The 22713-nt window shown below is 46.4% G+C and carries 19 protein-coding genes; 3 read left to right on the top strand and 16 right to left on the bottom strand.

Annotation, left to right across the window (positions count from 1 at the left end):
• Positions 1 to 116: 116 nt before the first annotated feature.
• From ACEN2L_RS13470 to ACEN2L_RS13395, 16 genes are all read right to left on the bottom strand, one after another.
• Positions 117 to 425, bottom strand: coding sequence for a hypothetical protein (locus ACEN2L_RS13470; RefSeq protein ID WP_441744387.1), 309 nt, complete (start codon positions 423 to 425; stop codon positions 117 to 119).
• A 335-nt stretch (positions 426 to 760) separates the two neighbouring features.
• A complete protein-coding gene (locus ACEN2L_RS13465) occupies positions 761 to 1801 on the bottom strand; it encodes an AgmX/PglI C-terminal domain-containing protein (RefSeq protein WP_306021777.1) in 1041 nt (346 codons plus the stop codon).
• On the bottom strand, positions 1798 to 2346 hold the full coding sequence (locus tag ACEN2L_RS13460) for an ExbD/TolR family protein (RefSeq protein ID WP_306021778.1): 549 nt from the start codon (positions 2344 to 2346) through the stop codon (positions 1798 to 1800). Before ACEN2L_RS13460 ends, ACEN2L_RS13465 begins: the two co-directional genes overlap by 4 nt.
• A 23-nt stretch (positions 2347 to 2369) precedes the next feature.
• A complete protein-coding gene (locus ACEN2L_RS13455; RefSeq protein WP_306021779.1) occupies positions 2370 to 2936 on the bottom strand; it encodes a biopolymer transporter ExbD in 567 nt (188 codons plus the stop codon).
• A 22-nt stretch (positions 2937 to 2958) separates the two neighbouring features.
• Positions 2959 to 3624, bottom strand: coding sequence for a MotA/TolQ/ExbB proton channel family protein (locus ACEN2L_RS13450; protein WP_441744385.1), 666 nt, complete (start codon positions 3622 to 3624; stop codon positions 2959 to 2961).
• A 69-nt stretch (positions 3625 to 3693) separates the two neighbouring features.
• Positions 3694 to 3987, bottom strand: a complete 294-nt coding sequence (locus tag ACEN2L_RS13445) for a hypothetical protein (protein ID WP_306021780.1) — start codon at positions 3985 to 3987, stop codon at positions 3694 to 3696.
• Positions 3984 to 4724, bottom strand: a complete 741-nt coding sequence (locus ACEN2L_RS13440; protein ID WP_441744383.1) for a tetratricopeptide repeat protein — start codon at positions 4722 to 4724, stop codon at positions 3984 to 3986. Before ACEN2L_RS13440 ends, ACEN2L_RS13445 begins: the two co-directional genes overlap by 4 nt.
• Positions 4711 to 7710, bottom strand: coding sequence for a tetratricopeptide repeat protein (locus ACEN2L_RS13435; RefSeq protein WP_441744381.1), 3000 nt, complete (start codon positions 7708 to 7710; stop codon positions 4711 to 4713). Before ACEN2L_RS13435 ends, ACEN2L_RS13440 begins: the two co-directional genes overlap by 14 nt.
• Positions 7707 to 9887 (bottom strand): tetratricopeptide repeat protein, encoded by a 2181-nt coding sequence (locus ACEN2L_RS13430; protein ID WP_441744379.1) that lies wholly within the window; start codon positions 9885 to 9887, stop codon positions 7707 to 7709. Before ACEN2L_RS13430 ends, ACEN2L_RS13435 begins: the two co-directional genes overlap by 4 nt.
• The gene (locus ACEN2L_RS13425; RefSeq protein WP_441744377.1) at positions 9888 to 10457 is read right to left on the bottom strand and encodes a hypothetical protein; all 570 of its coding nucleotides are present in this window, start codon (positions 10455 to 10457) and stop codon (positions 9888 to 9890) included.
• A 26-nt stretch (positions 10458 to 10483) separates the two neighbouring features.
• The gene (locus ACEN2L_RS13420; RefSeq protein WP_441744375.1) at positions 10484 to 11581 is read right to left on the bottom strand and encodes a DUF3570 domain-containing protein; all 1098 of its coding nucleotides are present in this window, start codon (positions 11579 to 11581) and stop codon (positions 10484 to 10486) included.
• Between the two features lie 127 nt (positions 11582 to 11708).
• Positions 11709 to 11954 carry a DUF4266 domain-containing protein gene (locus tag ACEN2L_RS13415; protein ID WP_441744373.1) on the bottom strand — a complete coding sequence of 82 codons (246 nt, stop codon included), beginning with the start codon at positions 11952 to 11954 and terminating at the stop codon, positions 11709 to 11711.
• 7 nt (positions 11955 to 11961) lie between these two features.
• On the bottom strand, positions 11962 to 12519 hold the full coding sequence (locus ACEN2L_RS13410; protein ID WP_441744371.1) for a TlpA family protein disulfide reductase: 558 nt from the start codon (positions 12517 to 12519) through the stop codon (positions 11962 to 11964).
• A 24-nt stretch (positions 12520 to 12543) separates the two neighbouring features.
• On the bottom strand, positions 12544 to 13170 hold the full coding sequence (locus ACEN2L_RS13405) for an outer membrane beta-barrel domain-containing protein (protein WP_441744369.1): 627 nt from the start codon (positions 13168 to 13170) through the stop codon (positions 12544 to 12546).
• Positions 13140 to 13922, bottom strand: a complete 783-nt coding sequence (locus tag ACEN2L_RS13400) for an SH3 domain-containing protein (protein WP_441744368.1) — start codon at positions 13920 to 13922, stop codon at positions 13140 to 13142. Before ACEN2L_RS13400 ends, ACEN2L_RS13405 begins: the two co-directional genes overlap by 31 nt.
• Entirely contained in the window at positions 13922 to 16627 is a 2706-nt protein-coding gene (locus ACEN2L_RS13395; protein ID WP_441744490.1) for a hypothetical protein, read from the bottom strand. Before ACEN2L_RS13395 ends, ACEN2L_RS13400 begins: the two co-directional genes overlap by 1 nt.
• Before the next feature lie 640 nt (positions 16628 to 17267).
• On the opposite strand from ACEN2L_RS13395, the gene ACEN2L_RS13390 reads away from it, so the two are divergent.
• The 3 genes from ACEN2L_RS13390 to ACEN2L_RS13380 are packed head-to-tail and all read left to right on the top strand — an operon-like array spanning position 17268 to position 22610.
• Positions 17268 to 18509: a hypothetical protein gene (locus tag ACEN2L_RS13390; protein ID WP_441744366.1), complete on the top strand. Its 1242-nt coding sequence runs from the start codon at positions 17268 to 17270 to the stop codon at positions 18507 to 18509.
• Between the two features lie 2 nt (positions 18510 to 18511).
• Positions 18512 to 21001 (top strand): LamG domain-containing protein, encoded by a 2490-nt coding sequence (locus ACEN2L_RS13385; protein WP_441744364.1) that lies wholly within the window; start codon positions 18512 to 18514, stop codon positions 20999 to 21001.
• A 16-nt stretch (positions 21002 to 21017) separates the two neighbouring features.
• Positions 21018 to 22610: a hypothetical protein gene (locus tag ACEN2L_RS13380; RefSeq protein WP_441744362.1), complete on the top strand. Its 1593-nt coding sequence runs from the start codon at positions 21018 to 21020 to the stop codon at positions 22608 to 22610.
• The last annotated feature ends 103 nt before the right edge of the window (positions 22611 to 22713 follow it).

Here is a 22713-nt window from a genome sequence, read left to right as displayed (position 1 = left end):
TCCACGGACTATAAGTCACACCTGCGTTACTTTCTAAAAAGCACCAATTAATTTATGTTTCTCACCATAAACAATACGACAAAACATGGCTCGCTTGACTACCCGTTCTGGCCAATTTAACACTGCAAACTCTGCATAAATTTGAGCATTAAACTCGGTTCTTCAGTTTGTAAAATATCTGCTTTTGATTGGTCACTGTAGATTTCGGGGTGTTCTTCATCACCTTCATTAATCGCTTTGCAAACTGCATAACGTGGGCTTTCAGGATTTTCGCGCTCAGTTTTATCCTGATGATCAATCCAAAGAATGTAATATTCAGATCCAACTTTGAAATAAAAAGAAACGCAGATGTCATTAGCATAACTACGATCTTTCAAGACAAATGGCATCTCAACTGATTTAAAACCAAATTCGAATTTATTCATAACATATCCCGGCAAAAATAACTGTACATATAAACAGCATAATTGTTGCATCAGTTTTCGCCACCTAGCAATTAAGTGGAAACGCCTATTTATTGAACTGCGGGATCAAAGCCGATGCGATCTGCGGGGATCTGCGGGGATCTGCGGGGTCAGAGCCGATGAAGTGCCGCATATCTCCAAAAATAACAATAGAATGTCTTAGGATCCTATTGAGCCATCCGTAAATTCTCTAGCCTTTTCATCAGCGCTTTTTTATTGGCTGCTAATTTTCATAACACCATCATATTTTTTGTCAAAGCTCATAGCCATAAGTATAAGCAGCAAGCTATTACGTACTAAAAAGGCAAAAAATTAAATGAGTAGTCGAGCAGGGTTTGTGTGGCGTTTTGTGCGCCAAAATTTATGAGTTTTATTCTGGCCAGCAAGGCCTCTTCTAATGCTTGAGAGTCTAATTCGCTGCTGACAATTTTAACCGCTGAAACACTGCCATCGGGCTCAATTTGAATATTAACGGTTAGCTTGCCTTGTAAACTCGCATCTGAGCGCAGGGCGCGGCGATAGATGGCATAAATACCACCTTTGTTAGCATCTAAGACTTGGCGGATAGACTCCGTACTGCGATTGCCGATGACCACGTCTTCGTCACTGGCTTGCTGTGCGGCCAGTGATGCAAGGCCTTCATTCGGTGCGACATATTCGGTATTTTTGCGCTCAGCTAATTCGCCTTTAGAACCTGTGTCACTGCTGAGTTTTGCGGTATCCACGCCGCCGCTGGCAGTACTGACTTTTTTGCCAACGAATTTGCGCTGAGTTTGATCGGTAGTACCGGCGCCCTTAATACTGTCGGTGTTGGCTAAATTATTGATGCTGGGATTTTCTCGCATACTGGCTAAGTCATCTTGTAAGGCTAAGAGCCCGCTTTGTTTGGCTGTTTCTTTGGCCTGTTCAGTCATTTCAGCCTGAGTTGGCACCTTCGCCTTAGGCGTTTCTACCTTTTTGACCTCTTTGGGTTTTTCAATCTTGGGAGGCGGTGGCTTTTTCTCTGGTTCTTTTACTATTGGTTGTTTTTTCTCTGGTTGTTGTTTTTCTGGCACAACGGGAGGTTTGGGCTCGACAATAGGTTTAGGTGCTTCTACTTTAATCGGCTTAATCAAACGGGTTAATTGCGGCGGTATTTTTTCTTTTTCTTCACGAGGCCTTTCAGGTAGCTCTTGCCATTTCACCACGCCAGCCATGATACACGTGCACACTAGTATTGCGCTGCAAATCACTTTGAAGCGTTTGTTTTCGGCGGCACTAGACGACCACGGCAATACCGACACAAAAACGCTAGCTGAGCTGCCTTTTAACACAGCGGTGGCGTTCACAACATTCATGATGCGTCACTCTGAGCTGGCTCAGCAGCGCTATCCGATAAAGTTTGCTCAATGCCCTCGACGGCCAAGGAAATATTGGTAAAACCCGCTTGCGCACAGGTTTGCATTATGCGTTTTAACAAGGCGTAGGGTATGCTTTTATCACCCATGATGGTAATGGCTTTATCGAGTGGCTGTCCTTCCTCATCAAGTTGTACCCCAGAGGATTTGCTTGATTGGTAGGCTAGCTCATCGCTTAGCTCGCTGATATTTTCATCGGCTCGGGCCATAATGTCTGATACGTCGGCAAGTTTTCGCCCTTGCAGAATTAAATCATTATTGTTGATTAGCAAAACCAAGGTTTCTTTCGCCGCTTGTTTGGCGGTGGATTTAGGTAATTCAACACTTTTGCTGTTTTGTAATACTTGTACGTCTGAGGCATTCAGCATCAAGAAAAATACCAATATGGTGAAAATATCCATCAACGACACCAGACTTAATTTCGAGTCTTTGGCCATTCTTCGATGATGACGTTCCATGCGCATGGCTCGGGCAGATTTTTTCATGTTGTTATCCTTCTCTGCACATACTAGTTGGCGCCAATGCTACGATCTGCTTCGTGCGCGGCGTCAAAGACTCGGTCGTCTTGCGGCGCATCACCTAAGGAGATTTCTGGAAATAATTCAGCATCAACCACACTGGCCACCACCACGTCAGGGTACGAACGAATGCTATCCATTAAACCAATAATGGCCTCGTAAGGAATATTCTCTTCAAGTAATAAGGTGGCGGCTTTTTTATCAATATCTTGCCCAAGCAAATTCTGTTTGATTTGTTTTAGGGTAAATTGCAAGGCCTCGTAGTCATAGCCCTCGTTAACTAAGGGAATGTCTTTAATCAAGTAACCTTGCGGGTAATACACTGCAATGTTGTGAGTTCTGACCACAATTTCTAAACGCTGATCTTTTACATCAATAGGAAATTCGCTGGCTTCGCCCAGTTCAGGCAAGGTGAGCTCTAGCACGGTGATGCGTGAAAAAACCATCATCATCAATAACACTGGCACTAATACGATCATCAGGTTCATAAATGAAGTGATATCGAGCTCAGCGTCCGCTTTTTTACCTTTGCCGCGCCCTTTGCCAAATCTTGCCATGAGACTCTCCCGCTATGTTGGCTTATTCAGCACGGTCAGATTGGCGAGAATGGGTGCTTAACCCTTGGCGAGCGATCAGTAAATTCAAACATTTCACACCGGCCATTTCCATACTGTCGATTATTTCTGTGGTTTTGGTTTGTAACACTGAATGAAAGGCCAATAGTGGAATTGCCGCAATCAAACCAAAGGCGGTGGTGTTCATGGCCACTGAAATACTTTGTGAAAGTAAACTGGCTTTTTCTGAGGGGTCAGCGGTGGCTACCGCCGAAAACGCCGCGATCAAACCGATAATGGTACCTAGCAGACCTAATAACGTGGAAATATTCGCTAAGGTGGCTAAATAGGCCGTGCGTTTTTCTAGGCGCGGTGTGGTTTCCATTAAGCCTTCTTCCATGGCGTATTCAATATCTTCACGGCGTTGGCTGTGATTTAATCGCGCCATACCGGCCCCAATAATGCGACTAATCGGCGCAGTGTCGCTGCTAGCAAAGCTCAGCACACCTGCGTAATCGTTATTGTTGAGTAGGGGCTCCATTTGCGCGAAGGCTTTTTTGTTCACCCTTTTTGCCATACTCAAGAATAGATAACGTTCAATAGCAATGGCTAAACCCAAGGCTAAGACGATGGCGATGGGAAACATAAACGCTCCCCCTTCTTGAAAAAACCTTACGATGACGTCAAACATATGAATTGCTAACTCCTTGAGTAAATATCTCTGCACTATACCTAATTTTGCACTTTGTTAGGTATATCCTTAGGGATTTAAGCTTTCGCTGGGATAACTAAGGTTTTGTTGTTGGCTTAAGGCCTTTAACTGGCGACTGAATTCATCACGCTCTAAGGGCACAAACTTGCGATTAATGCGTTCTACGATAGGACTAGGCAAGGCTTGCTTGATTGTAGGGGCTTGCCAAGGCACGATAGTTAATACCTTGGGCTGCTCTTGATCGCCGCGAATAGTGTCCTCTAGTTGAATAACTTGTTGCTCTTGCCCCATCACACTGTTGGCCACTACGAGTATGCTCAAACATAACAAATAACACTTCATAGGGCGTCTTCCTTAATTGAGCCAGAGCTGGCATTGCTGGCTTGTAATTGGCGCTCAAGATCAGCAATCCAGCTTTTTACCTTACGATCAGGCTGCGTTAATAAGGCCTGATACACTTGATAATCGGCGAGCGCTTGTTCTTTTTCACCTAAATATAAATCGTACAAAATGCCACGATTTAGGCGGGCTTGAGTAAAGGCCGGCCAACTGTCTAACGCTTGATTGTAGTGGTTTAAGGCAACACTGAACTTACCCTGTTGGCGGTACAACATACCAAGGTGATTGTGTGCCAAATAGTTGCTGGTTTGTAAATTAATGGCTTGGCGTAAATAGGCTATGGCTTGCTCAACGTGGGCCTGTTTTTCAGCAATACTGCCCAGCTGAACCCATACACCAGATAGCGCTGGATAGTGTTGCGACATGGTTTCATACAGTGATTTGGCTTCATCTAGCTTGCCTTGCTTGAGCAATTGAGCCCCCGCAGCAAAGCGGCTTTTTGCCGAGTCAGGCACATTAACCAGGGCACTTTCTTCTTGATATCGATTGGGTTTAGCTTGCAGAACAAGCGCTTCGCGTTGCCATGGGTCGCTTGGCAATAAGCCCTTTGGCGCAATAGGCTGTTCTACCTTAGGTGGTGTTGTATTACTCCTTGTTACAATGCCGTCAAAGGTGGCACAGCCGCCAAGCAACAAGGTAACAGCTATCAGCGAGCCGCTAACACCCTTAGAATATTTCATTGCTCAGCTCCACGTGTTGTTCAGCTTTGCGATACCGAGCAGGCATAAGCTGTTCAAGGGCCACAAAACTTTGCTTAATCCACTTATCGTAGTCTCCTTGCCAAGCCCGTTTTGCATTGGTTTCATGCAAAGTGATCGCTTGTTCTTCAAAGGGAAACGCTTGCTCTTCTAACAGTAAGGTATATTGCTCTAGCTCTAAAGCATTCAAATTTTGAGGTAGACTTGAGTTCATTAAATCTTTGGCAAGCTGATGATAAATATCCGCTAAATAGAAATTAGCGGCAGTCACAAACTCTGCCACCTGATAATCAAGCACCTGATTAAAGGCTGCAAGCGTGTCAGTTTGTGCTGATTTTTTCAGGGCTAAACTCTTTTTAAGGGGTAAGCTGAGTTTGATTTGTTTGAAGTGATTAAACTTATCTTGCGCAAAGACCAAGGCACTCATGGCCGCTAAATAGCGCGAGCGGTCAGTGCGTTCAATAGCAGGGTCAGCCAAGGCTTGCTGGTCACCGTCAATGAGCTTTTGCAGCCAAAAGCGGCGCTTGGTGTCATCGTTAGCTTGGCGATACATTTCACTTAATACAAACCGCGCTTCATTCGCCTCAGCTAAAGGGAGCGTAAAGGCATGAGCATAACTGCGATAAGCTGCCAACGCCGCTTGCTTTTGACCTATTTTATTAAAGTATTGCGCGGCAACATACAAAGCTTGTCGCCCCTCTTCACTGGCGGGTGATGCTTGCCACAGCACCATCAGTTTATCAGCCGCTTGCTGCCAATTTTCATTTTGCTGATAGGCGTATATCAACTTGTCGTCGATGCCTTCAGTTAAAGAATTATCACTGAAACGCTGTTTAAAATCTTCAAGCAAGTCAATGGCTTGTTGCCAGTCTTGCATCTCCAGCAAATAGGTGGCGGCGTCGTATTGTGCATTGATGCGGATGCTGGTTTGCGGAGCAAGGGCGATGACCCGTAAAAAGTCATTCACCGCCAAGGGCAGGTAATGTTGTTTGACATTAAGCTCGCCTTGTTTATAAACACTGGCCGCCAATCTTTCCTGAATATCGGCTTTACTGGGATCATTCGCAGCTAACTCAAGAGCAATATGTTGATAAGACGTCTCCGCTGCCACGTAATCTTCAAGAGCAAATTGACTGTGAGCAATCACCAACATACTGGCTTTTATATTGGCTGGTGCTATAGCAGGCTGCCATGCAAGTAAGCGTTGCGCGTTGTCGATGGCCTGCTGATAACGGGCTAGACTAAAGCGTTGCTGCATGGCGATATACAGCACTTCTGGCGCACGGCTATCACTGGCAAACTGCTCAACAAATTGATCTTGGCTGGCAAGTTGTTGGTCTAGCCACTGCTCTTGACTCTGCGGACGAGTCTCATCACCAACGAGCTGAATTTGTCGGTACGCTAGTATAGCGGCATACGCCGCTTCTGCAGCCTGAGGATAGGTGTCAGCTGCATAGGCATACGCCTCGAAGGTGTCTATGGCCTCGGCGTAATGGCCAGCGGCAAATAAAGCTTCACCTAAACTAAAACGTAAGGAGGGAGTGACAGGATCGTTGTAAAAAGTAGCAATAAACTCGCGATACCACGCTGCGGCTTGTAAATAACTGCTTGTGGCTTGGGTTTGCAGGTCAGCAGCAACCGCTTCTTCGTTCAGATTACCCAAAGTGGCTTCTGAGCTTGACGATACACCTTGGCGTTTGGCCCCTAACATTTGTGCGCGGCTATGTTCAAACACAGCCAGCTCTTGTAAGTATTGACTCAAAAAAGGCGCCACGCGTTCTTGCTGCACTACGCCCCAACGAGGCCAATATTCGCCGTGAATACCGTAACGCTGCACAAACAGGTCTTTAGCGGGTAAGACTTGAGTCGGAAATTTGCCAAGTATGTACGCATCGATTTCTTTCACCGCAAAAATGGGCGCTTGAAAGTGCTTGGCATGCACTAAGGTGAAGCGTTGATACACATCGGCACTGTCTTTAAAACGGCTTTGATTGAGATAAAGCTGGGCTAGTTGGTCGTACAATACATATTCGTAATGACGAGCGCCCACCCGCGTAAAATGCTCAACTATGCTATCCGCGCGGTTTTCGTATTGATTTTCTTGATAAGAAAATAACAAACTCATGATCCGAATGGTGTCGTTGACTAAGCGCTTTTCACCAAGGCCCAATGCATCAATTTGTGCTTGGCTATCAAATTGCGCCATCATCGTTTGCGCAATGATGTCGCTGGGTAAACTGTTATCTAATAACAGAGTAAACGCTTCTAAGGCTTGGATATTTTGATTGCGTTTAAAAAAACTCCAGCCCAGCATATAAGCCGAAGTAGCGTAATACGCGCTTTGTGTGCCTTGACTCAAGACATTTTGATACGCTTCGACCGCCGCAGCATAGTTATTACGATTAAACGCTATTTCACCAAGGCGAAAATACACTTCAGCCAAATATGGATTAACAGGAAAGGCTACTAGCAATTGCTGCAAGGTAAGGTAACTCTGCTCAACCTGCCCTAACTGTTCATGGGCTTTGGCAAGCTGGTACAGCACTTCCATATTACTTTCTTGCTGAGGCTGACTGACCAACAAGTCTTGGTATTGCTTCACCGCCGATTGTAAAATATTTTCACCTTGCTGATTGACCAATAAGCCAGATTCAAGCTGTCGTTCAGCCAATACCGCAGTTAAATCAGCTAAGCGATACTGCACAATTTTTTTGGTTTCAGGCTCTGTTACGCGGGGCAACAAGGCGGCGTAGTCAGCGCGTAATTGCTCCAAACTCGGTTCTGGCAGCAGCGTATTATCAATGGGAATAGGCGCAAAGTAAGACTCCCCCAGTGTTTTCGACGAGATGTTAAATTTCTTAGGCGCAGTGGGTTTCGGGTCAAATAGGCCAGTGCTGCAAGCAGATAACAATACACACACTAAGGTACTGAATAATAAAGGACGAGAGCCGAAGTGATGGTACATCATTTTGGTTGTACCTCTGCTGCCTTGGGCGACAACTGCATAGGACGACCAATTTCAGGCTTGGGTATTTGCGAACCGTGCGCCTGATTTTGCTGCAACGCTTGATCGTTAAGTCTCACCATGGCCAATTGTGCCTGCATTATGTAGTCATTTACATTGAGCACTTGCTGATCTATTAGGGCCGAAAGTTGTTGACTCAACCTGCTGAGCAGTTGGCCTTGCAAAGCCTCATTATTTTGCTGTTGTTGAGTAATTCGGATGGTTAAATTGCCGACTCGCTTACGCTGTTCAGCATAGTTGGGGCGCCCTTGTAGGGCAGTCAATAATTGATTTTGCTGCTCGGTAACCCGTGATAACTCACTATCAAGTTCAACTAAGGCCTTTTGTGCTTGCCAGCGTTTATCCGCGTAGGCATCGCTCGCCTGCCAGATTAATATGCCTTCAGCACGCCTTAAACGCTGGGCATATTCAGCTTTAGGTGTATTTTGCTGCAAACGACTTTGCGCCTGTTCTATATCGGCCCAACGCTGCTTTGCTCCCTGTAGGCGCGTATATTGCTGCTGGTAATCGAGTGGCATAAGCGCTATGCCATCAGCTTGTTGTTCGGCAACTCTGAGCTGCTTTGCTAAGGTATCGCGCTTCGCTTGTAGTTGAGCAAGCTGTTCAAATATTTGGCTTTGCAACATGGCCTTAGCTCTTTCAGTGCGCTCAATTTCTCGCTCGTCTAACATTAATTGGTAATGCGCCATGCGCTTCTGCCACTCTTGGTATTGCGCATCTAATCTTTGCGTTTGTTGCAGGGCTGATAATTCGTGACGAAACCCGTTACTGACACCGATGCTGTTGAGCAGTTCAAGTAACAGACTCGTATCGGGTGTATTTGGGATCTTAGGGGCGATGAGTAAAGCCTGTTTGGCGTCGTAATTGTGTGCAAGTGATAACAAAAACGGAGCTTGATTGACTTGCTCCCGCGCCAGACGTAATTCAGCCAAGGCTTGATTAAAGCGGCTCACGCCAGCGCGTAATACCGCAACCGATTGACGGGGAGCGTAAGCTTTTTCATAGGCATAAGATGAGGCAAGATACGCTTCTAATGTGTATTCTGAATGCTGAGGTAAATTAATTAAACTCTGCCAAATGCCCAATGCAGTTTGCAGTTCTTCACTTTTTACTGCCGCCCAACCATAACCCAATACTGCAGCGTCACCATCAAGGCCTTGACGACGAATTTTGGCAAAAACTCGATAAGCCTGCTGGGGTCTGTTTTGCTGCAATAATACATACGCTAAGGTCAAGTTGGCCCGGTCTATAATTCCCAGCACTTCTTGTTGCAGATCCTCTGCTTCGTCTTCAGAATCGGGGCTTGATTCTTGTAATAAAGGAGAAAACCAGCCAGTGATGAGCTGAGTAAAGCCTCGATTTGGCCGATTAACCAATGATGCTAACTGCTCAATGGCACGCTCTGTTTCTCCGTTTTTCAAGCTGGCTAAGGCTTGATTGTAAAGCAGGTAATAATGATAAATTGAATTGTCAGAGAGGGCTTGGGGCCAATTTTCTGGTAAAGTGGGCGTAGCATCAGTGAGATACTGATGGCGTAATTGCGCCTGTAAATACACCCACTGATCGTGACTCTGCACATCTAAATAATCGTTGGCTTCTGCCTCAATAATCTGACTAAAGGCCTCTGAGGCTTGTTGCCATTGCCCTTGGCGATAGTAAGTCAATCCTAACCAATACCACGCTTGGGTGCGTTTTTCAGCCGATTCATAAGCCCCTAAATAACGCTCAAACAGGCTGGCGGCTTGGTCTTCTAATCCATAAGCCAGACTCAAGACTCCTTTGAGTAAGGTCGGTTCAATATCTTGAGCCCGCAAATAAGCAGGTAGCTGCAACAACCCCTGCGGATAACGCTCTTCAATCCAAGCGAGCTGACTGAGTGCATCTTGCACATCACCTTGAAAGTAAGCATACAAGGCATTTTGATAGCGTTTTTCTAGTAAGACCTGCGCGTTGTTGTTGGCAATTTGATTATCGGGCTCTTGGGCACTCGCGGCCAGTGGCAAACAAAAACACAGCACTGCCCAAAGACTCACCTGCCCTGCACTGACCGCCCAACGCTTTCGTCGGACCTGAGACACGTGACTAAGTAAGGATAGCAATGGCAATTTAGGCTGAGACATTTAAAGTTCAAGCACCTTAAATTCAGGTTGTTGGCTGGCGCTAGAATCAGTGATGCGCAGCTCTAACAATTTTGCGTCAGCAGACTTGGTAAATACCAAACTGGTGGCGCGGGTATACTCTCTATCATGGGGGCCGGTGCCAATGAAAAAAGCGCTGATTTCGTGCTCTCCTTGGGCAAGATTAGCCACGTGCAGTTTTTGCACGCCGCCTTTAACCAATGCCCCTTGCTGTTTTTCAGTATACAAATAATGAGTGACGGTGTGTCCATCGAGTTTTACCTCAACTGAATCTAAGTCAAAGTAAGTCCCTACATCCATGGATAAGTAGACTACAAGCTGAGTGCTTGAAGGAAATAACAAATCTTCCTCCAATACAAACAAATCACGATTTAGCGCGATCACTTCTTTTTTTAACTGTTGCAGTTGTTCTTGAATGCTTTGGTCATCAGCCGTATTGCTGCTTTCTTGTGCCCACACCCCAGCACTTAAGAGTAAAACGCTCATGGCCCAGATACGCAAACCAGCGCCGACACTACGAATACATGCTGCGCGTTGAAAAAAAAGTTTCATTACATTGCCACCTAATTGGGTTGTCACTAGTAAAAAATCGACACGTACAAACGTGTAATATTGGCTGAAAATTCATATAAGGGTTCATCGCCCACAGGAGCGTCCACCAGCACATTTCGAAAATCATCGTAAGCAAATCTGACATGATCAAAATCAAGGTTAATGCTGCTTTTTTTCAACCAGTTGGCGGCTGAAAAACGAAACTCATAACTCACACTAAACCCTAAGGCGACATTGCTGAAGGTACTCATTTCTTTGTCACGGGCGCGAAAATTAAATTCTTCACTGCGCTGGTATAAATCTTGGTAAAAATCGGCTTTATCTTGCGAATAAAATCGACTGCGCAACTCAATGATCCAATCATCGGTGAAGGTATGGATGTAAGCTATTTTGTACGTATTGGCATCAATGCCCCACGTATCCGAGAAGACTTTTGCCTCAGCGTATAGAGACGCGCGATAGGGTAAGTAATAATTAGCACTGAGTGCGGCGGCATTACTGGTTCGAGTAGTGGGATAGGCTTCAGTTTCAAAGCGATAGCCCCGAGCGCTAGACTCATCAATAAAACGCACTGAACGGTAAGGATTATTGAGGTAGCCTTCATCGGCAATATTCTCAAAACTCAAGCCGACGATCATGTTTTTAGTCACCACTTGGGTTAGGCCCAAGCGATAATTTTGGCGATCAGCTTGTTCTAAAAAGTTGTCATCGCCTCGCTTACCCACTTCATCGTTACCACGAGCATAGCCGATACTCAAGGTTGTTAAGTCACCAAAAAAATCTTGTGACAATCCAAATGAAATAGATGTAGCTTCAAAGTCGTTTTCAGAACTGGTGGTATAACTGAAATTCATTAGGGTTTTGTTGCGCAAATAATCAAGCCCAACACTGTGTTCGGTGCGCTCTTCTTGATATTGACTTGCGGTAGCCAACACATCAATAGACGCACCCGATATGGTATCAACGTAGTAGTTAGCGGTTACTGACACACTGTTACCAATGTTTTTACGCAGTAAAATGGACGGGCCATCAATAGACATGCCGCCACCTTGATACGAGTGATACATGGCGTCAGAGCGCTCTTGAGGTAATACCGCTGCTTGCGTGGTTACGCACCATGTCATGAGAGCTATCAAGCAAATTAGAGGTAGTACTTTGGCGGTGTGTTGCCTCTCACCAAAGGCATTGGAATTATAAGGGGGCAGCAAATGAACGAGCCCCCATACGCCTCGTGGGATGAAGGGCATATTGTTAATTGCAACCACAACCGCCCCCTGCCCCACCTTCAGCGCCTCTTGCTCCTTCGCGCGCTTGAAACGCGTGATGAGTATAACTACTGGCAACGGGGTTACGATTCATGCTCATGATGGGGTCAGCTAAATTTTCTCGCTCATAGGGCTGCACCCAAGGCTCAATAGAGGCACAACCACTGATCAACAGCCCAAAAACCAAGGTAAGAGCCGGCTTGATATAATGACGTTTAACTCGCGACTTCATAAGCAGATTATTCTCTTAATAAGGTTTTAATAATGATTTCGTATTTTGCCACATCACCACTTTTATAGCCTTTGTGCAACAAGCGCTGGTAGCCATCTCTGTCTACAATGACCGTAGTGGGCATGGCGCTGACATCATACAATTTACTGACCTTGGCATCAGGGTCAAACAATACCGGAAAGGTTACTGCGATGTCGCTTAATAAGACTTCAGCTTTGGCCGGGGTTTTATCCACATTTATGGCCAAAATGGTAAATCCTAAGTCTGCATAGTCTTGCTGCAGTTTTTCGAGCAAGGGCAGCTCTTCACGACAAGGTCCGCACCACGATGCCCAAAAGTTAATTAACACCACATTGCCTCGCTGCTCTTGCAAACGCATATTGCCGTCATTTTTACTGGCTAGGGTAAAATCAGGGGCGAGCTCTGTTTTACCGGCTGCCAACGCACTTGGTTGAGCAAGCACTAATACACTCAAGAACATTGAGGCCATAAAAGCGCGCACACTACCAAGCGATACCCTCGGCGATAAACTGTGCGCTATAACATAAAAAAATTGACTCATCATTCGGTCTCTACTGCTTTGTGGTTTTTAAAAAAAGAACGTCGCACCCAGGCCATACTGAATATTGTGTGTGGTCTTTTCATCGCCGATTAATTCGCTGTTAAACAGGTGGTCTTTCAGCTCAACTCGTAGCGAAAAGTAATCAGTGAGTAAAACCCGATAACCTGCCCCTAAACTTACGGTAAAACGCTCGTCACCTCCAAATTCGGTACTGCCTGCACCAATAATAAAATAGGCAGCCGAGTTAATGACCAAGCTGTCAGTGACAAACGTTTCGCCGTTTAAGTTGTAACCCAAACCCAGGTTGTAATAACGATAGTTGCGCTCATCTTCGGTTAACAGCGGCGCTCCACCGCTGAGTAATTCAAAGCTGGTTTGCCCTGCGGTCGCTTGCTCGTAAGCGGCTTCCACAAAAAAATCTTCGTTAATATGAAACGCTAAACGGGCGCCGACGATGGCACTTGTCGAAAAATCTTCAATGCTGATCACGCCTGCCACTAAGCCAAATTCGAAATTTTCTGTATCAATATTGGCTTCATTTATTTCTCGGCGCTCGGGCTGTGGCTCGATAACACTGGATTCTTGGGCTAAGGCGGGGCATGCACACAGCACCACTAGCGAGATTAAAAAAAGACTGCGAAACCTAATTGCCATTGTGCCAATTCCTCGTTTGTGTCTCGGTCGGTTTTGACCAATAAACTGTTATATTCCAACTTAACCAAAAAGTTACGTGCTAAATAGTAGCGCAAACCCAATCCAGCCGAGAGCACATTGGCGCTGCGTTTTTCATCGCCACTTTGCACTAAACTACCCTTAGGGCTTGTCCAAATCTTACCGGCGCTTACTACAAAATAAGGCGCTAAGCGCCACTCTGGAAAGGCGTTATGCCTGATGTTCACCAGCGCCAATTGATTTTCAGAGTAAGTGCCCACGGCTTGCGTAATATTAATGCCTAAGGCGATATTTTCGGTGGCCAGCCAATTACCGATAACGCTAATACTAGGTACGCCATCGAAGGAGCCCGCCATCGCCCCCACTTCAAATTGGCGTTGGCTAAAGTCTTCAAATGAGCCATCAGACAGTTTTACCGGTGCTAAATTGCTGTCTAGGGTGAGGTGTAAGTCGTCTTGACTGATCCAGCCTTGTTGGCCTTTTTCATTTTCTACTTTAAACCACGCTGTGCGCTGCTTGAGGACTGTAAGCCACTGCCCTTGCTTAGCTACTGCAATCACCGGATAACCGCCGGCGGGGCCAGAACGCATATCAACATAAGCGGTTCTTACTTGTACTTGAATCGGCGCTTCTGCATGGCCATTAAACGACCAACAAAGCAGCAGCAAGCATATGCCCCACAAGCCCGCGCTTTTACACTTGATCACTGCATATCCTTGTGACTGTTTATTCATTAATTTACCGGTGCCGCAAAGGGATTGTTGTAATATTGTCCACCTATATCTAACCATTCTGCAATAAGCTTTAATTCTACCGGACTGAGCCAAGTATAATGACTTCCGCTGGCATTAAAGGGCAAGAAAAAATCCGCACTGGCGTGAGCGCCATTGACTGACATCGTGTTACTTACCGCCACAGTGGTTAATAGGGCTATGGGCTGGCCTACTTCATCTAAAATTAGCTCACCGTCTTCATCACGCTCAAACACGGTATCACCGTTGGCGTCGCTTACCTCAACCAATCGCTCAAGCAATAAGCCTTCAATGATCTCTTGCTCATTGTCAGTGAACATCAGTTCACGATAACTGGTGAATTGGTCGGGATTCTCCGTTGAGGTACTACTGCTCAAATCCAGTTGTGCCGCTGGCACCTGTGCCAGTTCGGCGGCATCGACCGGAGCATGACAGCTCGTGCAACGATGATTGTCTAATTCGCTTACCCCATCTTCGGCTAACACAGGACGCTCGGCGTCAAACAGGGGCTGAATGTGCTCTGGGTAATTAATTTGAATGCGGCACAAGGCTGTCCAATTGGTGGCACAGCTCGGGGTAATAGGCAGTGGCGTGGTTAAATCGCCGTAGGCCATAGTGAACCCCGCTGCAGGTGCTTGAGTGGCTGGGTCATTCCAAATATCGCTAAACTCAATATCAGCATTGGGGTAACTAAGACCATTAATGCGCCCCGCCGTTTGTGCCATGGTTTCGCCTAGTTCAGCGAACAAGGCTGGATTGGTATTGGGGAATGGCAGGCCGGTGCTGGCTGCCCCTTGATTAATGCTGCTGGCCTCTGCGTCAAAACGGCCATGAGCTGAGGTGCTAGCTTGGGTATGACAACCATTACAGCTGCGCACTTCACCTGGGGCAAACTGCAACCAATTTTGATGACGCTCACTCACGCGTTTACCATCACCATCCAGAATACTAAAGGCCACAGGCACATTAGCTGGTAAGGTCATCAGTACTGAGCCATCAGGCTCGACAGGGACGTAACCAATAATTTCACGCATCAATTGGCCCGTGCTGCGGCCAAAGGCTGAGTTACTGATATCACGAGTACTGTCATCGGGCTGCGATACCGCTTTCACAACCCGTAAAAATCGCGCGGGGCGCTGAGCCACAGTGGTTTGCGTAGGATCGGCCAAGACAGCCAAACCTTGTGGCGAGTTATCTACCCCAGCAAAGTCATATACGCTTCGAATATGGACCTGCGCTAAGTCAGCCACGGCCAGCGCTGCGTCAAAGTCAGCACTTTGCTGAGCATTGCCCGGAAAAGCGCGCGCTTGCATGGCAAGTACTTCGCTGTACATTTGTTGCTCTTGTGGCACAGCTACAACCAATTGAGTATTGTCGATGGGGTCGTACATCCACAGGCCATATAACAGGGGTGCGGCTTGAATGTCAGGCGTGGCCAGTAAGGCGGGCGTACAAGGTAAAATAGGACGAGGCTCGCCTTCATCGACCGAAGCTTCAGGATCGTAGACTCGGCATTGGCTCCAACTAAACAAGATGCGTTCACTGCCATCCCATAAGGGGTAAACTGCTGAAAAACGCCCTCCCGCTGACAGCGCACCATCAATCACGATATTGTCAAACAAAACGACTTGTTCAGCCGAACCATTGCCACTTTGCCCGGTAAGCGGTGTTTGACGATCGATAAATTGCTGAATATTAATTTCGACAAAATCGCCGCCCCAATGCTCATTTACCACGGGTCGAAGTGCACTCAGTATATTGCCACCGGGTAATTCACGTAGTTGACTGTATTGCAAAGCTTGGGTAGAGCGCTCACTTACGTGGCTGTGCCTGCCGTACATTAACTCTAACTCGCTGCCATCAGCATTCATCTGATAAATATTAACACTGTTGTTGTTACCGGCATTGTCCCAACGACTAAACAAAATTTTGCCTGAACTTAGTACCGTGGGGTCGAGATCATGGCTTTGATTAAAAGAAATTTGTTTTATATCGCTGCCATCGGGATTGATAACATGCAATACCGACGCGGTTTGATTACGCCGCTCATCCAAGGCTTGGTATTGGGGTTTGTTTTCATCGAGTAAAATGGCTTGGTTAGCTTGTTGACGAGTAGAACTAAATACAATTCTTCCATCTGCTAAATAAACTGGCGCGGTATCTTGCCCCTCTTCAGCTAAGGCATCATTACTGATGACGCGTTCTAAGATGTCGCTCTCTAGATGATACTGCCATAGATTCCAAGTAGCTTGCTCGTCCTCATCTGCCCCTTCAATTTCTGGGGCACGCATGGCAAATAGTAAGGTTTGGCCATCATAAGACACTTCTAGATCTTTAACATCGTAGGCGGCTAAGGGATTGTCGGGCGTAGCGTCTGCGATTTCTTGTGCACTAAAAAAAGCACGGTCAGTGATATTGCGCTCGACCGCGGTGGCCGAAGCACGTGCTTTAATATATAGCGCCGCTCCTGGCACAAAATCATTTAAGCGGCGCAAGTCTTGACTGACTATCTCGCCATTTGCATCTAAGGGTAAACTGCGCTTAATAAAGGCTAATGGCACGTCGACCACAACCGGATCAGGCGCTTGATCATTTGGCAGCACCTTATCACCACCACAACCTAAAATACTGTTTGTGAGCAAACAACTAAGCAGTATCTTGATATACGTAGGGTAGGCATGAAACATAGTCACTGGCGTTTTGCGTCCTATCTGGTGCATTGTGAAGTGTGCGTACTACTGCTAAGACTATCAACCATCAAGCCAATGTAAACTGTCGTTAGCTTGCAACAAGTCTGAGCAATAATGCCATTAAGAGAATCATATCCTGCCACGCTTAAAATATTCACTCAATTATCTACGCTAACATAAGTAATAAAATTTAATACCCAAGCAAACTAAAAAGTCACAAACGCAGATTACCCCGCTATTTTATTCTTAGCGTGTTAGCCTAAAACAAACAGTGCCTTATTAGTGACACCAAGCACAAGGTAAGCCCTCCCTTGCACACCAGCAACGTCAGGTGTTTACTAATTAGCTTGGCTGCAACAGCACATTTCTGCCGAGTCAGCGTCTGCTATCGACAACTAAAAACCCTGTTACTCGCATCGTTTAATGACCATTTTATTAGTTAGCACCTACTTTGTAAGGCTATCACCATACTGGTGCGGTATGTGCTAAAGCCATCGCGGCTTGCAGATGAGGTGGTAGTAAGCTGGCAATATCTGTGCTGTATAAGGTATTAGTAACTAGACCTATTGCTCATTGTACATATTTACGCCACTTCAAATTAAGCCTTTAATCTCTCTATTTACGCAGGAGCTTCAGTTTGAAAAAGCTATTTAGGCAACTCGGCTCGTTAGGCATCATGGGGGTGTTAACCACTGTGATGTTGTTGCTTGCTGGTCTGACTCTTTCCTCACCGTCGTTGGCGGGTGAAAGAGAACAAGCCAAACGCATGCATGACCGCTTAACGGGCGTGCCGCCTTCTGCTGATGTCCTTGAGCAAATGAGTGTACTGATTGCACAGGGCCAAATTAATCAAGCTGCCTATTTGGCCATGAACCACCCAGCGTTTTATTCCGTGACCCTTAAAAATTGGGTTAGCCCTTGGACGAATGAAGAAGCGGATATCTTTGTTCCGCTCAATGACTACACCGCCACAGTCATTGGTATGGTCAGAGACGACATTGATTTTAGGCAGGTATTAGCGGGTGACATTTTATATGTGGCCAAAAACCACTATAACTTGCCTACGTATAGTATGAATAACAATGCTCTGTACCAGGCAATAGACGATCAAGGCCTCGACCTACAAACAGTATTAGAAGCCTCTAGCCAATCTGCACAAACCGGGCTGCCACCTGATGCCACTGCAGGTGTAATGACAACCCGCGCCGCGGCCAAAGCCTTTTTTAAAGATGGAACCAATCGTGCCATGTTCCGTTTTACCTTGATGAATCACCTTTGTACCGACTTAGAAGGCTTGAAAGATACGAGCCGAGCACCTGATAGAATTCGCCAAGACGTCAGCCGAAGTCCTGGCGGCGATAGTCGCATATTTAACAACTCCTGTGTGGGCTGCCATGCAGGCATGGATCCTTTGGCTCAAGCCTTCGCCTATTACAATTATCAATATGATGTTGATAGCGATCCCGAGGGTGAAAACGGCAATTTGCAATACCTCGCAGCCGGTCAGCAAGACCCACAAACGGGCAGTCGAGTGCAAGGTAAATACCATATTAATAGCAATAATTTTCCCTATGGATTTAGCACCGACAATGACAATTGGAGCAACTATTGGCGAGAGGGCCTTAACTACAACCTAGGTTGGGATCAACGTTTGCCTGCTTCAGGAAGTGGGGCCAAGTCCATGGGTTGGGAGCTGGCGAATAGCCAACAATTTGCTCAGTGCCAAGTAAGCAAAGTGTTTGAAAATGTGTGTTTACGTCGCCCGCAAGATGCTCAAGACCGCGCACAAATCAGTACTATGACGGCTCACTTTCAACAAAATAATTACCAGATAAAAGGCGTGTTTGCCGATTCTGCCACCTATTGTAAGGGAGAATAATCATGGCTAATAACGGGTTATTCTCACGTTTTTTTCATCGCCCTTATATTTTATCGTGCACCGCAGTGGTATTTAGTACTTTGCTTTTAAGTGCCTGTGGCGGGGGCACAACTCAAGTTGTTCAAACGCCTATGCCTGCCCCCGTCGACACGTCTCCAATAACGTACTCAGGCCCTGTGGCGGCGACCGCCGATGTGCAACAATTTAAACTCGCCCTGTGGGATAACATTAGCGGTAAAGAACGTTGCGGTGCGTGTCACGTACAAGACCAACAAAGCCCGTATTTTGCTCGTAACGATGATGTAAACCTAGCTTATAGTGCGGCAAACAATTTGGTTAATCTGCGATCTGCGCAAGACTCTAGTTTGGTTGCAAAGGTCGCTGGCGGCCATAACTGCTGGCTGGCCAGCGCATCAGCCTGTGCCGATATTATGACGACGTGGATCAACAATTGGGCTCAGATTGAAAACACCGCCAATAAAATCCAACTTGAAGCCCCAATGGCAAAAGAGCCAGGAGCGAATAAAAACTTCCCAGCCGATAGCCGTTTATTTAACGAGACGGTTTATCCCGTACTAGAAACCTACTGTGCAAATTGCCATACCAATTCAGCCTCAATTCCTATCTCTCCCTATTTTGCCTCTAGCGACATCGATGAAGCCTATGAAGCAGCTAAAGCGAGAATAGAGTTGGATACACCGGCTAATTCACGTTTTGTTGGTCGCCTTCGAGACGAATTTCATAACTGTTGGAGTGATTGCGCCAGTAACGCAGACGCGCTTATCACTGCAATTCAGGCCATGGCTGATGGCATTGATGTCACTCAGCTCGATGCGAGTTTGATAAACAGTAAAGCCCTTAGTTTATTTGAAGGCACCCTTGCCACGGGCGGCGGACGTTTTGAAAAAGACCTGATTGCCAAATGGGAATTTAAAACCGGCTCTGGTAGTACCGCCTTTGATACCAGCGGTGTTGAGCCGGCCATTAACTTGAATCTATCAGGTGGTTTTAGCTGGATCAATGGCTGGGGGATACAGTTGGTAAATGCCAAGGCGCAAGGCTCTACCAGTAGTAGTAAAAAATTACATGACCTGATTACCGCTACTGGTGAGTTTGCTATCGAAACATGGCTTGTGCCTGCCAATGTGACCCAAGAAGGACCTGCGCGCATCGTCAGCTATTCGGGAGGCACAGATAAGCGCAATTTTACCTTGGGTCAAACCTTGTATAACTACAATGCCTTGTTACGTACCGGCAATACCGACAGCAATGGGCAACCTGCACTGTCTACTGCTGATGCCGATGAAGTATTACAAGCGAGTTTGCAACACGTGGTGCTGAACTATGATCCCATCAACGGACGTCAACTGTTTGTCAATGGCGTATTTACCCAAGATAGCGACTCAATTGAAGCCAGTGATTTAAGTGCCTGGAATGATAGCTATGCCTTTGCTCTTGGCAGTGAAGTCTCAGGTGACTTTCCATGGGCAGGCTCTATTCGCATGGTCGCGATTCATAATCGCGTATTAAGCGCTGAGCAAGTCAGCCAAAACTTCGATGTTGGTATCGGACAAAAATTCTTTTTACTGTTTGATATCAGTGAACTAAGCGGTATCAACCAAAGTTACATCGTGTTAGAAACCAGTCTTTACGACAGCTACAGCTATTTGTTTAGCGAGCCGTTTTTTATCTCTTTGGATGAAAATGCTGATATAAGCACTCTAGCGTTAAAAGGCATGCGAATTGGTATTAATGGCCGTGAAGCTAATGTGGGCCAGGTATTCAAAAATCTAGATGTGAGGGTCAATAGCAATGAGTATGTTGCCGGTGAAGGCCAAGCTTTATCGCGCCTAGGCACAATTATTCCGCTGGAAAAAGGGGCTGAGCAGGATGAATTTTTCTTAACCTTTGAAGTAGTAGGTGAACAATCCAATGTTCGGATTGAAGCCCTACCCTCAGCGCCTGCGACCAGTGTCGATTTAGTACCTCAGGCACAAATTGGCATGCGCGATTTTGCTGAAATCAACGCCAGCATGGCGGCCACCACTGGCGTTTCGACCAACAACAGTTCGGTAAAAGCGGCTTATGAGCAACTCAAACAGCAGTTGCCTTCGGTCACGCAACTCGACAGTTTCTTAGCCTCCAATCAAATGGCGGTAACCCAACTGGCCATTAAATACTGTGATCAACTGCTTGAGAGCAGCAGCTTACGTGGTACGTTTTTTAGCGGCTTTGACTTTAACCAAGCGGCAAGCTCAGCGTTTATTAACCAAGACCGAGCCTTAATTTTTACACCTATTATGCAAGGTATTATTGGCCAAAACATTGGCAATCAGCCCGACACCAATGCGGTTATTAGTGAGCTTGATGCCTTAACAGACAAATTAAGCGATTGCTCAGGCGGCAAAGTATGCGATGCCAATTACACCAAAACCATTGTGAAAGCACTGTGCGCCTCAGCGCTGGGCAGTGCTGCCCTAACCGTGCAATAAGGCTGAGGAATAAGTGATGAACAAAACGAAAAAGCATTTTGGCCTTAACGAACCGCTTCGGCATGCTTGTCATAGCAAACCCATCTCTCGTCGTGATTTTATTGCACAAGGATTTATGGCGGGTTTAGGCACGTTTTGCAGCGGTTCTGTGTTGAGTCTTTTTGCCAATCCAAGTAAGGCTTATGCGGCCTTGTCACCGGATTTAGAAGCCTTAAAAAGCAGTTGTGGCATTGCTTCACAAGGCGCAGGTAAAATTCCTTTTATTGTGTTTGATTTGGCCGGAGGTGCCAATATTGCAGGCTCGAATGTATTAGTAGGTGGCCGCGGCGGGCAACTCGATTTTTTAAGTACCGCGGGTTATAGCAAATTGGGCATACCGGGCGACATGGTGCCTGCGATTGCTAACCCAAACACCGGACTAAGTGATTTTATCAATACTGAATTGGGCTTAGCCTTTCATGCCGACAGTGCTTTTTTACGGGGTATACAAGACAAGTTTTCGGTCACGAATCGGGCCAATGTCAATGGCGCGGTTATTCCCGCTCGCTCTGAAAACGACACAGGCAACAATCCGCACAATCCCATGTATGGCATAAACAAGGTGGGCGCTGACGGCAGTTTACTAAGCTTGATTGGCACCCGTAATAGTGACTCCGGTGGCAACTCCATGGCGCCTGCCATGATGATTGACTCAAGTAAACGCCCCACCAAAATTGATCGTCCTTCAGATGTTACAGGTTTAGTGGATACTGGCGATTTAGTTGGACTCTTAAGTCAGCAAGACTCCGTGGCGGTCATGGAGTCTATTCAACGCATCAGTGCCATGAAACTGGGCAAGGTCAATAGCCAGATTACCACTGACGAAGTGCTCAAAGATCTGGTCAACTGTGGCTATGTGAAAAGTGCCGATATTACTGATAGATTTGGTGATCCCTCTACCTTAAATCCAACACTGGATGCCGATTTGGTGGGTGACCAAGGTATTTTTAGCGAGGAAGAATTTGCCAATGAGGGAGAATATCGAAAAACGGCCTCAATGATAAAACTGGTGATTAACGGTTATGCCGGCGCAGGCACGATTACCATGGGTGGTTTTGACTACCATACTGGTGATAGAGCAACCGGCGAAACACGCGATTTGCGTGCAGGTCGTTGTATGGGTGCTTGTTTAGAATACGCCGCACGTAAAGGCGTTCCGCTAATGATGTATGTTTGCAGCGATGGGGCAGTGGCCAGCAATGGCATGATTGATGATTCCACCAACGGTCGAGGCAAAGGGGTGTGGACAGGAGACAACTCATCAACGGCGGCGTCTTTTTTCCTTGTTTATAATCCCAGTGGCACACCTCAGCTCATCGGGAATACCAGCGACCAACAAGCCAAACATCAGCAAATTGGTTATATGCGCAGCGACGCTTCGGTTGAAACAGCCAGTTCTCCTGCCGCCAATAATGTTAACCTATTAGTCGAAACCGTGATTTTAAATTACATGGCACTACATGGTGAGCAAGGTCAATTTGCCACCCTATTTCCACGCCATGGTTTAGGTAATAGTGCTTTGCTCGATAGCCTAACGGCTTTTGAACCCATCGTTAGTGGTGTGATGTAAAAAACCAGACGAGTATAAAACAACCCGGTTGTGGAGGCTGCCCAAACAAGGCAAAATATACCCGCTAGGACGAGCAACAACTCGATAATTAAAACTCATGGTC

Source organism: Flavobacterium sp. W21_SRS_FM6 (assembly GCF_052119645.1).
In the GTDB taxonomy this organism is placed as follows: Bacteria; Pseudomonadota; Gammaproteobacteria; order Enterobacterales; family Alteromonadaceae; genus Paraglaciecola.
Note: the sequence above shows the minus strand (reverse complement) of the source record. Positions and strands in the feature narration are given on the sequence as shown.

What these genes read in the sequence shown, in the direction of transcription:
- ACEN2L_RS13470 (WP_441744387.1), bottom strand. Translation starts at nt 425, where the DNA reads ATGAATAAATTCGAATTTGGTTTTAAATCAGTTGAGATGCCATTTGTC.
- ACEN2L_RS13465 (WP_306021777.1), bottom strand. Translation starts at nt 1,801, where the DNA reads ATGAATGTTGTGAACGCCACCGCTGTGTTAAAAGGCAGCTCAGCTAGC.
- ACEN2L_RS13460 (WP_306021778.1), bottom strand. Translation starts at nt 2,346, where the DNA reads ATGAAAAAATCTGCCCGAGCCATGCGCATGGAACGTCATCATCGAAGA.
- ACEN2L_RS13455 (WP_306021779.1), bottom strand. Translation starts at nt 2,936, where the DNA reads ATGGCAAGATTTGGCAAAGGGCGCGGCAAAGGTAAAAAAGCGGACGCT.
- ACEN2L_RS13450 (WP_441744385.1), bottom strand. Translation starts at nt 3,624, where the DNA reads ATGTTTGACGTCATCGTAAGGTTTTTTCAAGAAGGGGGAGCGTTTATG.
- ACEN2L_RS13445 (WP_306021780.1), bottom strand. Translation starts at nt 3,987, where the DNA reads ATGAAGTGTTATTTGTTATGTTTGAGCATACTCGTAGTGGCCAACAGT.
- ACEN2L_RS13440 (WP_441744383.1), bottom strand. Translation starts at nt 4,724, where the DNA reads ATGAAATATTCTAAGGGTGTTAGCGGCTCGCTGATAGCTGTTACCTTG.
- ACEN2L_RS13435 (WP_441744381.1), bottom strand. Translation starts at nt 7,710, where the DNA reads ATGATGTACCATCACTTCGGCTCTCGTCCTTTATTATTCAGTACCTTA.
- ACEN2L_RS13430 (WP_441744379.1), bottom strand. Translation starts at nt 9,887, where the DNA reads ATGTCTCAGCCTAAATTGCCATTGCTATCCTTACTTAGTCACGTGTCT.
- ACEN2L_RS13425 (WP_441744377.1), bottom strand. Translation starts at nt 10,457, where the DNA reads ATGAAACTTTTTTTTCAACGCGCAGCATGTATTCGTAGTGTCGGCGCT.
- ACEN2L_RS13420 (WP_441744375.1), bottom strand. Translation starts at nt 11,581, where the DNA reads ATGACATGGTGCGTAACCACGCAAGCAGCGGTATTACCTCAAGAGCGC.
- ACEN2L_RS13415 (WP_441744373.1), bottom strand. Translation starts at nt 11,954, where the DNA reads ATGAAGTCGCGAGTTAAACGTCATTATATCAAGCCGGCTCTTACCTTG.
- ACEN2L_RS13410 (WP_441744371.1), bottom strand. Translation starts at nt 12,519, where the DNA reads ATGATGAGTCAATTTTTTTATGTTATAGCGCACAGTTTATCGCCGAGG.
- ACEN2L_RS13405 (WP_441744369.1), bottom strand. Translation starts at nt 13,170, where the DNA reads ATGGCAATTAGGTTTCGCAGTCTTTTTTTAATCTCGCTAGTGGTGCTG.
- ACEN2L_RS13400 (WP_441744368.1), bottom strand. Translation starts at nt 13,922, where the DNA reads ATGAATAAACAGTCACAAGGATATGCAGTGATCAAGTGTAAAAGCGCG.
- ACEN2L_RS13395 (WP_441744490.1), bottom strand. Translation starts at nt 16,627, where the DNA reads ATGTTTCATGCCTACCCTACGTATATCAAGATACTGCTTAGTTGTTTG.
- ACEN2L_RS13385 (WP_441744364.1), top strand. Translation starts at nt 18,512, where the DNA reads ATGGCTAATAACGGGTTATTCTCACGTTTTTTTCATCGCCCTTATATT.
- ACEN2L_RS13380 (WP_441744362.1), top strand. Translation starts at nt 21,018, where the DNA reads ATGAACAAAACGAAAAAGCATTTTGGCCTTAACGAACCGCTTCGGCAT.